The 12,121-nt window shown below is 70.6% G+C and carries 10 protein-coding genes and 1 tRNA gene; 8 read left to right on the forward strand and 3 right to left on the reverse strand.

Annotation, left to right across the window (positions count from 1 at the left end; translation table 11 throughout):
* Window positions 1-11 precede the first annotated feature (11 nt).
* From ACFFGH_RS29185 to ACFFGH_RS29205, 5 genes are all read left to right on the forward strand, one after another.
* Window positions 12-1,040 (forward strand): LacI family DNA-binding transcriptional regulator, encoded by a 1,029-nt coding sequence (locus ACFFGH_RS29185; RefSeq protein ID WP_386675471.1) that lies wholly within the window; start codon window positions 12-14, stop codon window positions 1,038-1,040.
* A 151-nt stretch (window positions 1,041-1,191) separates the two neighbouring features.
* The gene (locus ACFFGH_RS29190) at window positions 1,192-2,418 is read left to right on the forward strand and encodes a multidrug effflux MFS transporter (RefSeq protein ID WP_386675473.1); all 1,227 of its coding nucleotides are present in this window, start codon (window positions 1,192-1,194) and stop codon (window positions 2,416-2,418) included.
* Window positions 2,419-2,448: 30 nt separating this feature from the next.
* Entirely contained in the window at window positions 2,449-3,108 is a 660-nt protein-coding gene (locus ACFFGH_RS29195; protein WP_386675475.1) for a phosphatase PAP2 family protein, read from the forward strand.
* Between the two features lie 48 nt (window positions 3,109-3,156).
* Window positions 3,157-4,428, forward strand: a complete 1,272-nt coding sequence (locus ACFFGH_RS29200; protein WP_386675477.1) for a saccharopine dehydrogenase family protein — start codon at window positions 3,157-3,159, stop codon at window positions 4,426-4,428.
* Window positions 4,425-5,015 (forward strand): GNAT family N-acetyltransferase, encoded by a 591-nt coding sequence (locus ACFFGH_RS29205; protein ID WP_386675479.1) that lies wholly within the window; start codon window positions 4,425-4,427, stop codon window positions 5,013-5,015. The genes ACFFGH_RS29200 and ACFFGH_RS29205 overlap by 4 nt, the downstream gene beginning before the upstream one ends.
* Before the next feature lie 15 nt (window positions 5,016-5,030).
* On the opposite strand, the gene ACFFGH_RS29210 is transcribed toward ACFFGH_RS29205, so the two are convergent.
* Window positions 5,031-5,561 carry a hypothetical protein gene (locus tag ACFFGH_RS29210; protein WP_386675481.1) on the reverse strand — a complete coding sequence of 177 codons (531 nt, stop codon included), beginning with the start codon at window positions 5,559-5,561 and terminating at the stop codon, window positions 5,031-5,033.
* Window positions 5,562-5,866: 305 nt separating this feature from the next.
* Between ACFFGH_RS29210 and ftsH the strand changes: the two genes are divergently transcribed.
* Entirely contained in the window at window positions 5,867-7,921 is a 2,055-nt protein-coding gene (gene ftsH / locus ACFFGH_RS29215) for an ATP-dependent zinc metalloprotease FtsH (RefSeq protein ID WP_386675483.1), read from the forward strand.
* Between the two features lie 50 nt (window positions 7,922-7,971).
* On the opposite strand, the gene ACFFGH_RS29220 is transcribed toward ftsH, so the two are convergent.
* Window positions 7,972-8,595, reverse strand: coding sequence for a hypothetical protein (locus ACFFGH_RS29220; protein ID WP_386675485.1), 624 nt, complete (start codon window positions 8,593-8,595; stop codon window positions 7,972-7,974).
* A gap of 86 nt (window positions 8,596-8,681) precedes the next feature.
* A tRNA-Ser gene (locus tag ACFFGH_RS29225) sits at window positions 8,682-8,766 on the reverse strand.
* A 101-nt stretch (window positions 8,767-8,867) separates the two neighbouring features.
* Here ACFFGH_RS29225 and pta point away from each other — a divergent pair.
* Window positions 8,868-10,991, forward strand: coding sequence for a phosphate acetyltransferase (gene pta, locus ACFFGH_RS29230; RefSeq protein ID WP_386675487.1), 2,124 nt, complete (start codon window positions 8,868-8,870; stop codon window positions 10,989-10,991).
* Window positions 10,988-12,115, forward strand: a complete 1,128-nt coding sequence (locus tag ACFFGH_RS29235; RefSeq protein ID WP_386675488.1) for an acetate/propionate family kinase — start codon at window positions 10,988-10,990, stop codon at window positions 12,113-12,115. The genes pta and ACFFGH_RS29235 overlap by 4 nt, the downstream gene beginning before the upstream one ends.
* Window positions 12,116-12,121 lie beyond the last annotated feature (6 nt).

The raw sequence follows: 12,121 nt of genomic DNA on the forward strand, positions 1-12,121 counted from the left end.
AGGCGGGGATCATGGTGACGGAGCTGCCGCAGCCGAAGCCCGCGACGATCTACGACGTCGCGCGCGAGGCGAAGGTGTCGCACCAGACGGTCGCGCTGTATCTCCGCGGCCACACCGGGTTCCGGGCGGAGACTCGCGAGCGCGTCGAGCGTGCCCTCCGCGACCTCAACTACCGGCCGAATCGCGCCGCCCGCGCGCTCGCGACCAGACGTTCGTACCGGATCGCGGCGCTCGTCTACGAGATGCTCGAGATCGGTCCGGCGAAGACGATCCAGGGTGCTGCCGAGCGCGCCCGGGAGGCCGGCTACCTGCTCGACGTCGTCGCGGTGGACCCCGATGACGCCTCGGCGCTCGACCGTGCCATCGAGACGGTGGACGCCCAGGATGTCGCCGGCGTCGTGGCGTTCGCCCCGGTGGATCAGCTGCTCGGCAGACTCGAGGGTGCCACGTTCCACGTGCCGGTGCTGCTCGAGACCGAGCCGGGGGACGAGGCTCAGGCGGAGTCCATCCACTCTCGCGGATTGGACCCGATCGTCGATCACCTCGTCGGCCTCGGTCACACGCGTATCGGCTATCTCGGCGGTCCGCCCGATTGGCTGGCCGCCCGCAACCGCGAGACGGCGCTGCGCGAGGCGCTCGCGCGGCATGGGCTCGAGCCGGCCGGGGTGGTCTACGGCAACTGGTCGTCCGCCTCAGGACACGCGGCCGTTCTCGGCGCCGGCTGGCTCGAGGACGTGACCGCCCTGGTGGTGGCGAACGACCAGACGGCGCTCGGCGCCATCCTCGCCTTGACGGAGCGGGGCTTCCGGGTGCCGGACGACATCAGCGTCACCGGATTCGACGACACCCCGGAGGCGGCGTTCTACCGCCCGCCGCTCACCACCGTGCGGATCGACTACGCCCAGCAGGGACGGGACCTCGTCGAGCGGCTGCTCGCCCGGATCGATCCGGACACCGTCGGCGGCGGAGAGCCGGCGACCCGCGCCCCGGAACTCGTGATCCGGGCGTCGACCGCGCCGCCGTCCATGCCAGCCCGCTGAAGGTCGACCGGGAATGGGCCTGGAGCCGTCGTCGCGACGGCTCCATTGGCCATCAGGTCGCCTAGAATAGTTCGAGGGAACAACATTTCCCGGTGTCAACAGCGACCGCTTCCGGTCGCTGTTTCTCTTTCTCTTCGTCTTCAGGAACCTCGTGAACCCGATTCCGCATCCGGGCGATGCGCTCTCCCGCCGCCAGCGGCTCGTCTACGTGCTCGTCCTCGGCGCCCTCACCGCGCTCGGCCCGTTCACCGTCGACCTCTACCTCCCGGCCTTCCCGCTGCTCGAGGAGGACCTCGACGTCTCCACCGCCGCCATCCAGGTCACGCTGAGCGCCACGATGCTCGGTTTCGCGTTCGGCCAGCTCCTCGTCGGCCCGTGGAGCGACAGGGTGGGGAGGCGACTGCCGATCGTGCTGGCCACCGCGGTGCACATCCTGGCGAGCCTCGGCGCTGCGCTCGCCCCCGACTTCACCTGGCTCGCGATCTTCCGGCTGCTGCAGGGGTTCGGTGCCGCCGCCGGTGTCGTGGTTGCCATGGCGGTCGTCCGCGACCTCTTCGGCGGGTACCCGCTGGTGCGGATGCTCTCCCGACTGGCGCTCGTGCACGGTCTGGCGCCGATCCTCGCTCCGGTGATCGGATCGCAACTGCTGCAGGTGGCCGACTGGCGTGGGCTGTTCGTGTTCCTCGCGGTCTACGGGCTGGCTGTCATCGTTGCGACCTCCCTCTTCGTCCGGGAGACCCTGCCCCGCGAGCGCCGGGCGGCGGGCGGGCACAGCACCGTGCGGCAGCGGTACCGCTCGCTCTTCACGGATCGGGTCTTCGTCGGCGTCGCGATCGTCGGCGGCATGAACTTCGCGGGGCTCTTCGCGTACCTGTCGGCGTCGCCGTTCCTGTTCCAGGAGGTGTACTCGTTCGACCCGCAGCAGTACGGACTGCTGTTCGGCATCAACTCCATCGGCGTCGTTGCGGGGGTTCAATTGAGCTCGCGACTGCAGAAGTCGGTCGGGCCGCAGTGGGTGATCGCGTTCGCGACCGCGATGCAGCTGGTCGCTGCGGTCACGATCGTCACCCTCGACACGGCAGGCGCCGGACTGATCGGGCTGCTGGTGCCGTTGTGGTTCTTCATCTTCAGCTGCGGCCTCATCTTCCCCGCCGTGCAGGGCCTCGCGCTCGCGAACCACGGCACGGAGGCCGGCACGGCGGCGTCGGTGCTCGGCGCGGCGACTTTCGGGACGGCCGGGATCCTCTCGCCGATCGTGGGCCTCGTCAGCACGGCGGATGCCGTTCCGATGGGACTCGTCATGGCCTGCAGTGTCGTCGTCTCGATCGCGGCGCTGTGGCTCATCGTGCAGCCGAGAACGGTGCCCGCGCTCGGCTGACCACCGGATGCGCCCGCTACCTTAAGGGCGATGAGCACCGAGGAGCGCCGCAAAGCCCGCTGGATCACCCGCCACTGGCCGCTCGTGAGCGGCGTGTCCGCGGTCGGGCTGGCCGCGGCCGGCGGGGCGGTGATCGCCTTCCGCGGAACCGACGTCGAGTTCGACACCGAATGGAACGACGGACTGCTGGAGACCCGCAGCCCCTATTTCGAGGTGCCGGCGCGGCTGATGGACTTCCTCGGCGGGGGGTGGTTCGGCGTGCTCGCCGTGCCGATCCTGGTCGCGGTGCTGCTGATCCTGACGAAGCACCGCTGGGGGGCGCTCTACTTCGTGATCGCGTCGGCCTTGAGCGCGGGAGTCGTCCAGCTGCTGAAGAACCTCTTCGACCGGGCGCGGCCGGAGGACATCCTCGTCGTCGCGGATCACGGCTCGTTCCCTTCGGGGCATGTCGCCAACGCGGCGACCATCGCGGTCACGCTCGGCATCATCCTGCGCCGGACCTGGGTGTGGATCGGCGGGGTGGCGTACGCCGTCCTGATGATGCTCAGCAGAACCTACCTGGGCGCCCACTGGCTGAGCGACACGGTCGGTGGGCTGCTGGTCGGCGCCGGCATGGCCGTGGTCGTGTGGGCGCCCTTCGCCGCACGGCTTCAGCGGGAGCGGACGCAGCGTGATCGGGTGGCCGCATAGCGCGACGGCGCCCTGGGGGCGAGATGGCAGTCCCGATAGCGTGTGCTCATGAGAATCCTCCTCGTCGGCGCCGGTGGCGTCGGAGACGCGATCGCCAAGATCGCCGCCCGCAGGTCGTTCTTCGATTCGATGGTGGTGAGCGACTACGACCTGGCGCGCGCCGAGCGCACCGTGGCCTGGATCGGCGCTCGGCATCCGAAGGGCGCCGGTCGCTTCGTCGCCGAGCGCATCGACGCGTCGGATGCGGACTCCGTCGCCGCGGTGGCGAAGGCGCACCGGATCACCCACGTGATGAACGCCGTCGAGCCGAAGTTCGTGCCCAGCGTCTTCGCCGGCGCGCTGGCCGCCGACGCGGACTACCTCGACATGGCCATGAGTCTCAGTGAGCCGCACCCGGAACGGCCGTATGAAGAGACGCACATCAAGCTCGGCGACGACCAGTTCGCGCTCGCCCCGGATTGGGAGAAGGTCGGCAGGCTCGCCCTCGTCGGCATGGGGGTGGAGCCGGGACTCAGCGACGTGTTCGCACGCTACGCGACCGACCACCTGTTCTCGGAGGTCGACGAGCTCGGCACCCGCGACGGCGCGAACCTGGTCGTGCGCGACGACGACGGGAACGAGATCTTCGCACCCTCGTTCAGCATCTGGACGACCATCGAGGAGTGCCTCAACCCGCCGGTGATCTGGGAGAAGGAGCGCGGCTGGTACACCACGGCGCCGTTCTCGGAGCCTGAGGTGTTCACCTTTCCCGAGGGCATCGGGCCGGTGGAGTGCGTGAACGTGGAGCACGAGGAGGTGCTCCTCATGCCGCGGGCACTCGACGCCAGACGGGTGACCTTCAAGTACGGGCTCGGGAACGAGTTCATCGGGATCCTGAAGACGCTGCACCAGCTGCACCTCGACTCCACGACTCCGATCCAGGTGCGATCGGCTGAAGGCCCCGTGCTCGTCGCCCCGCGTGACGTCGTCGCGGCAGCGCTGCCCGACCCGGCGACGATCGGTCCGCGGATGACCGGCAAGACCTGTGCGGGCGTGTGGGTCACCGGAACCGGCACTGACGGGAACCCGCGAGAGGTGTATCTGTACCACGTCAGCGACAACGAGTGGACGATGCGGGAGTATGAGAGCCAGTGCGTGGTCTGGCAGACCGCACTCAATCCGGTGATCGCCCTGGAACTGCTGGCCGACGGCACCTGGGAGGGCATGGGAGTGCTCGGCGCCGAGGCCTTCGACGCGGCGCCCTTCCTGGAGCTCATGGCGCGTCCGGAGGCGGACGGCGGCTACGGCCAGCCGTGGGGCCTGGAGGACCGGCTGGCGTGATCCGCAGCTACCGCCCCACAGATCACGGCGACGTCTACGACGTCTGCGTGCGCACGGGAAACGCGGGCGGCGACGCGCGGGGGCGGTACGTCACCGACGACCTGCTGGGCGATCTCTGGGCGGGGCCCTACCTGGAGCTGGAGCCCGGGCTGGCCTTCGTCGTGGCGGTCCCGCTCCCCGAGGGCGGTGAGCGCGTCGCCGGATACATCCTCGGCACGGCAGACACCCGCGGGTTCGTGGAGCGGTACCGGCGGGAGTGGCTGCCGCGGTTGACGGCGAAGTACACGGAGGACGAGGACACCTGGGCGGGGTTCCATCCGGAGCGGATGCTCATCCCCGCCATCGACGAGTTCCCGGCTCACCTGCACATCGACCTGCTGCCGGAGCTGCAGCGGCAGGGCTGGGGAAGGATGCTGATGCGCCGCTTCCTCGCCGCTGCGGCCGACCGCGGAGCAGGCGGCGCGCATCTGTCCTTCGATCCGGCGAACACCGGGGCGGCTGCGTTCTACGACCGGCTGGGCTTCCAGCCCCTGCCGTCCAGCCGGCCGGACGCGCCGCTGTACGGCATCAGGATTCCCGTCGGATAGCGCGCACCGCGCCGCTCACAGCCCGAAGTCGCCCCAGCCTGCGTCTGGAGAGAAGGTGGAGGGATCGACCGGCTCGTCGGTGCGACCGTTTCCCGACGGATCCACCGGGGGCAGGTGCCCGACCGCCGCAGCGAAGAAGAACGCCTCGAAGACGCTCGACGCGACGGCGTACGCGGCGATCGAGTTCAGGAGCGAGCCACCCAGGAGGTCGTCGCCGTCTTTCCCTCGCCGACCGCCGATCAGGCGGCTGAGCGCTCCAGGCTCGACGACCTCCGCGTCCGTGGCGCTCTTGGCGAGGGACGCGGAACTGGCGTCGGCCGGTCGCTCCTCCGGTGTGCGGGCGCCGTCGAGCAGCTTCTGGAAGAGGAGGTCGCGCTGCTGCTGGGTGAGCCGCTCGAACGCCTCGGTGTGGACCTGCTCCACCGTCTCCGGCGGCGCGGTCCGGAGGAGGTGCTCGTAGCGCTGCACCGCCAGCTCGTCGACGGCGCGCTCCTCGACGGGGTCGGCCGGCCGCCTGATGCCGAGAAGGTTGCTGAAGAATCCCATGTGGTTCGCTCCTGTTGTCAGGGAGGCCGAGCAGCGCCCGATCTCCCGGGGAAGCGGCGCGATCGCGCCGCATCTGTGATCGTGCGCTTCGGCCGGTCCCGCCGCGCCAGGGAGAGACCCTGGTTGAGGTGCGGGTGCCTGCGTGGCACGGGGAGCGCGATCACCGCCGCACGCAGCTCCGCACGGAACGTGCCCCGGTCCCGAGGGATGGGCCGGGCGTGGACCGGGGTGCGACCAGGGTACCCACCGGGCGCGACCGGGGTGGCGGAGGGCGAGAGTCGGGTCAGAGATCCTTTGGAGGAACCATGACACAGACCACCCGCCGCCGTTCCGGCGGCTCGTCGCTCCGTCTCAGCCCGCCCGACCGGAGCCGCCCGGACGGCGGGAAGGAGCCCCTCAGCCTTCTGGATCGGCTGCGCGGCTGGGCGGCGGAGGGCAGCGGGCGTTCACCCGGGGGCGCTCAGGGTGATCCGTCCGGTGCGCCGGCGCCCCGTCGCTTCCGAGGCTTCTGGTGGCTGCTCATCGCAGGCCTTGTGCTGAACTGGTCATTCACCTCGGTCGTCACCGCGCGGGCACCCCGTGCAGAGATTCCGTACACCTTCTTCACCGAGCAGCTCGATGCGGGGAACGTCCAGGACGTGTACGCGTCGGCCGACACGATCGAAGGCACGTTCAAGATGGCCGTCGAGCACGCGCCCGAATCCGGTGCCCTTCCTCAGATCGAGGCGTTCTCGACGCAGCGCCCGTCGTTCGCCGACGACGACCTGCTCGCCACCCTGGAGGCCCATGGGGTTCCCGTCCACGCGGAGAACCCGGACGCCGGAGCGCCGCTGCTGGTGCAGCTCCTCCTCGGGTTCGGTCCCATCCTCCTGCTCGTCGGGCTCCTGGTCTGGTTCCAGCGGCGGAGCGCCGCGGCCGCGAGCGGGAGCGGACTCGGAGGGTTCGGCAAGTCGAAGGCGACCCGATACCAGCCGGACGGCGCGCGGCGGACGACGTTCGCCGATGTCGCGGGTATCGACGACGTCGAGAACGAGGTGGGCGAGATCGTCGACTTCCTGAAGAACTCCGATCGCTACCGGCAGGTCGGGGCGCGGATTCCGCGGGGCGTGCTGCTCTCCGGCCCTCCCGGGACCGGCAAGACCCTCCTCGCCCGCGCGGTGGCCGGGGAGGCCGGGGTGCCGTTCTTTTCGATCTCGGCCTCGGAGTTCATCGAGGCCATCGTCGGAGTCGGAGCGAGCCGGGTGCGCGACCTGTTCGACCAGGCGAAGAAGGTCGCTCCCGCGATCGTCTTCATCGACGAGCTGGACGCGATCGGCCGGGCGCGGGGCGGCGGCTCCTTCTCATCAGGTGGATCGGACGAGCGTGAGCAGACGCTGAACCAGATCCTCACCGAGATGGACGGGTTCGCCGGGGACGAAGGGGTGGTGGTGCTCGCCGCCACCAACCGCCCGGAGATCCTCGATCCCGCCCTGCTCCGGCCGGGCCGTTTCGACCGGCGTGTGGCCGTCAGCCCGCCCGACCTCGGGGGACGCCTGCAGATCCTGCGGGTGCACACCAGGGAGGTGCCGCTCGCCGCCGATGTCGACCTCGGAGCGGTTGCGGCCGTCACGCCCGGCATGGTCGGCGCCGACCTCGCCAATCTGGTCAACGAGGCCGCACTCACCGCCGCGAAGCATCGCCACGAGCGGGTGACCGGCGCGGACTTCGGTCAGGCGCTGGAGAAGATCGTGCTCGGCACCGTTCGGGGAATCGTGCTTTCACCGGAGGAGCGGGTGAGGACCGCGTATCACGAGTCCGGCCACGCGCTGCTTGGCATGCTGACGCCGGGAGCGGATCCGGTGCGGCGGGTGACGATCATCCCGCGCGGGCAGGCGCTCGGCGTCACCGTGCAGACCCCGGAAGCCGACCGGTACGGATACTCGGAGAGCTATCTCCGCGGCCGGCTCGCCGGAGCGCTTGGCGGCCGTGCCGCCGAGGAGGCGGTGTTCCACGACGTGACGACCGGCGCGGAGAACGACCTCCAGCAGGCGACCCAGATCGCACGCCAGATGGTCGGCCGCTGGGGCATGTCCCGCGCGGTGGGTCCGGTGGCGGTGCTCCCGCCGTCAGGTCAGGAGCAGCCGTTCGGAGCCGATGGGGCGTCGCCGGCCACCAGGCAGCTGGTCGACGAGGAGGTTCGGCGCCTCATGGAGGAGTCGTACGGCGAAGCCGTGAAGACGCTTCGGGACAACCGCGAACGGCTCGACCAGCTGGCTCAGCGGCTGCTGGAACGCGAGTCGCTCGATGAGGATGAGGCGTACGCCGCCGCCGGCGTTGCCCGGGTGAGCGTGCCGGCCCTCGCCTCGCCGGCGGCGCGGTGATCCCGGCGACCGGCGGCGAGCACCGTGGCGCCCTGCCGGGCCGGCGGGACTCAGCCCAGGAACGTCGGCATGCCGGCCGCCGCCACGAGCGCGGTGACGCCGAGCACCGCCCCGAGCACGCCGACCGCCGCCAGGGTGAACCGCAGGCCGGGGTGCCGCTCGAACCAGTACGCGCTGCCCGGGTACGCAGCGAAGAACTCTTCGGTCGTCAGGGGCTCGCGACGGTCCCCGGCGGAGCCCAGTCGGTCCGCGAGCGTCCGCAGGTCGCTCATGTGCCAATAGTGCGCGCGCATGCGGAACCGGCAGCGACCGTCGGCGTCCAGCGCGACGAACTGCACCGACGGCTCATCCGGCTCCCGGGACTCCACATGAACGAATTCCACCCGGTGGATCTCGTCGAGCGGCACTCGGACCCTGGGGGAGAAGATGCCGTTGCCGACGAGGGCGCCGCCGGTGATGCCGGTGAACACCGACTTCTGCCGCCAGTAGGTGAGAAGCCCCGCCAGCATCACGACGAGGTGCACCTGCACGACGGTCAGCAGCGACCCGTGGGCCTGGGTGGCCTGCCAGTAGAGGACCGCGAACACCGGCACGGAGCCGACGAGCAGCGCGATCCATGCGGTTCGAAGCAGCGACCTGCGCGGCCGCATCAGGAAATCGAACCGTTCACCCATCCGGAAACCGTTTCCCAACGCTCAAGATGCTGACGGTCGCCGGTGCGTCCGCCGACACGGATCCCCCGATCCCTGTACAGCATCAGCGGAGGATGGGGGATTCGAACCCCCGAGGGCTTTCACCCAACACGCTTTCCAAGCGTGCGCCATAGGCCACTAGGCGAATCCTCCGGTCAGCGCCGCCGACGGGAGTCGGCGAAGCCTGCAGGAAGTCTACCGGCTCCGCGGGCGCTGCCCAGCCGCCTCCGTACCCCGCGTCCTAGGGTTATCGGGTGGCGACGCGCATCTATCTCACCTCCGCGGAGGGCAACTCCGGAAAATCCACCGTCGCACTGGGCGTCTTGGAGACGCTGCGCACCTCGGTCTCCCGAGTGGGGGTGTTCCGCCCGATCGCGAGGTCGGACCGGGAGCGAGACTATGTGCTGGAGCTGCTGCTCGCCCACGACACCGTCGACCTGGACTACGACGAGTGCCTCGGCACCACGTACGAGCACGTGCACACGGATCCGGACGAGGCGCTCAGCCGCATCCTCACCCGGTTCGCTCGGATGGAACGGCAGTGCGACGCGGTGCTCATCGTCGGATCGGACTACACCGACGTCGGCACGCCGACCGAGCTGTCGTACAACGCGAGGGTCGCCGCGAACCTCGCGGCCCCCGTGCTGCTGGTGCTCGGCGGCCGGCGTTCGGACGGCAGCGGACCGCGCACCCCGGACGACCTGCGTCAGGTGGCGGAGGTCACCACGGCGGAGCTCCGGGCGGCGCACGCCACGCTGCTCGGCATCGTCGCGAACCGAGCGGATGAGCAGGCTCTCGACGGGATCGTCGATGCGGTCCGCGGCGCGCTGCACGATCACGGGGAACCGCAGCAGGCCGGTGCAGACGTTCCGGTGTGGGCGCTCCCGGAGGACCGGTTCCTCGTCGCGCCGACCATGGCGGCGGTGATGACCGCGACGGACGCGACGCTGCTGAAGGGCGACCCCGAGAACCTGGACCGCGCGGTGCTGAGCGTCGTGGTCGCCGCGATGTCGATGGAGAACGTGCTGCCGCGCCTGCTGGAGGGCGCCGTCGTCGTCGTGCCGGGCGACCGGTCCGACGTGCTGGTGGGTACCCTGCTGGCACACGCGTCCGGCACCTTCCCGTCGCTCGCCGGAATCATCCTGAACGGAGGATTCGATCTCGCCCCCTCGGTGGAGCGGCTGATCGACGGCCTCGACACTCGGCTCCCGATCGCGCGCAGCGAGCTCGGCACCTACGACACGGCGCTCCGGATCACCCAGACCCGCGGCCGGCTCGCCGCCGACTCGCAGCGCAAGTACGACACAGCCCTCGCCCTCTTCGAGCGCCACGTCGACGGGCCGGAGCTGCTGCGGCGGCTCGAGGTCACGCCGTCCGACGTGGTGACCCCGCTGATGTTCGAGCAGCTGCTGCTGGACCGGGCGCGGGCCGACCGCAGGCACATCGTGCTGCCCGAAGGAGATGACGACCGCATCCTGCGCGCCGCGAGCACGCTTCTGCAGCGGGAGGTGGCGGACCTCACGATCCTGGGGGACGAGGCGGACATCCGCGGGCGCGCCGCGGAGCTCGGCCTGGAGCTCTCCGGCGCGCGGGTGCTGAGCCCGTTCGACCCGGAGCTGCGGTCCCGGTTCGCCGAGGAGTACGCGCGGCTCCGCTCGCACAAGGGCATCTCCGCGGAGATGGCGGCCGACACGGTCACCGACGTCTCCTATTTCGGAACGATGATGGTGCACCTCGGACTTGCCGACGGCATGGTCTCCGGTGCGCGGCACACCACGGCGCACACGATCCGGCCCGCGTTCGAGATCATCAAGACCCGTCCAGGTGTCTCGGTGGTGTCGAGCATCTTCCTGATGGCGCTCGCCGACCGGGTGCTGGCGTACGGCGACTGCGCGGTCATCCCGGAGCCGACGGTGGAGCAGCTCGCCGACATCGCGGTCTCCTCCGCCCAGACGGCCGCGCAGTTCGGCATCGAGCCGCGGATCGCCATGCTCAGCTATTCGACCGGTGAGTCCGGGTCCGGCGCCGAGGTCGAGAAGGTGCGCTCCGCGACCGCGCTGGTGCGGGAGCGCCGGCCGGATCTTCTCGTGGAGGGGCCCATCCAGTACGACGCCGCGGCGGACCCGACGGTGGCTGCGGCGAAGATGCCGGGCTCGCCTGTCGCCGGCAGGGCGACGGTCTTCGTGTTCCCCGACCTCAACACCGGGAACAACACTTACAAGGCGGTGCAGCGCAGCGCCGGCGCGGTGGCGATGGGGCCGGTGCTGCAGGGGCTGAACAAGCCGATCAACGACCTCTCGCGCGGAGCGCTCGTGCGGGACATCGTCAACACGGTCGCGATCACCGCGATCCAGGCGCAGGGGGCGACCCCCGCATGACCACGGTCTTCGTCGTCAACACCGGCTCCTCGTCGATCAAGTACCAGCTGATCGACCTGGACGCCGAACGTCCGCTGGCGAGCGGACTGCTGGAACGGGTGGGGGAGCCCGGATCGGGCATCCCCGATCACGAGTCCGGACTCCGCGCGATCCTCGCCGACCTGGACCCCGGCATCGAGATCGCGGCGGTCGGGCACCGGGTGGTGCACGGCGGCGATCGGTTCTCCGGCCCGACGGTGATCGACGAGGCGGTCGTGCAGGCCATCGAGGACGTGTCGGTGCTGGCGCCGCTGCACAACCCTGCGAACCTCGCCGGCATCCGCGCCGCGCGGGCGGCGCTGCCCGATGTGCCGCACGTGGCGATCTTCGACACGGCGTTCCACGCCACCCTGCCGCCGGCGGCGTACACCTACGCGATCGACGCGAACCTCGCCGCCGAGCACCGGATTCGCCGCTACGGCTTCCACGGCACCTCGCACAAGTACGTCTCCGAGCGCGCAGCCGAGCTGATCGGGCGGCCGATCGAGGAGCTGCGCATCATCGTGCTCCACCTCGGGAACGGGGCATCGGCCACCGCCGTCCGGGGCGGGATCTCGATCGACACCTCGATGGGGATGACGCCGGCCCAGGGCCTCGTGATGGGCACCAGGTCGGGCGATATCGACCCGGCGGTGCTGGTCCATCTGCACCGTGTGGCCGGGCTCGACGTCGACCAGCTGGACGAGCTGGTGAACCGCCGCAGCGGCCTGCTCGGGATGACCGGGACCGGCGACATGCGGGACGTACAGGCCGCTGCCGCAGCCGGCGACGAGGTCGCGGAGGCGGCGCTCGCGGTCTACCGGCACCGAATCCGGCACTACATCGGCGCGTACGTCGCGCAGCTCGGCGGCCTCGACGCCCTGGTGTTCACCGCAGGCGTCGGTGAGAACAACGTGCCGCTGCGCCGGCGGGTGCTCGCCGGACTGGAGTTCTTCGGGATCCGGGTCGACGACGACCGCAACGAGCTGGCCTCGAAGGTGCCGCGCTTCATCTCACCGGATGACGCGCCCGTCGCGGTGCTGGTGATCCCCACGAACGAGGAACTCGAGATCGCCCGCCAGACCGCGTCCGTCCTGGCCGGCTGACCGCCC

The organism is Lysobacter korlensis (genome assembly GCF_042434515.1).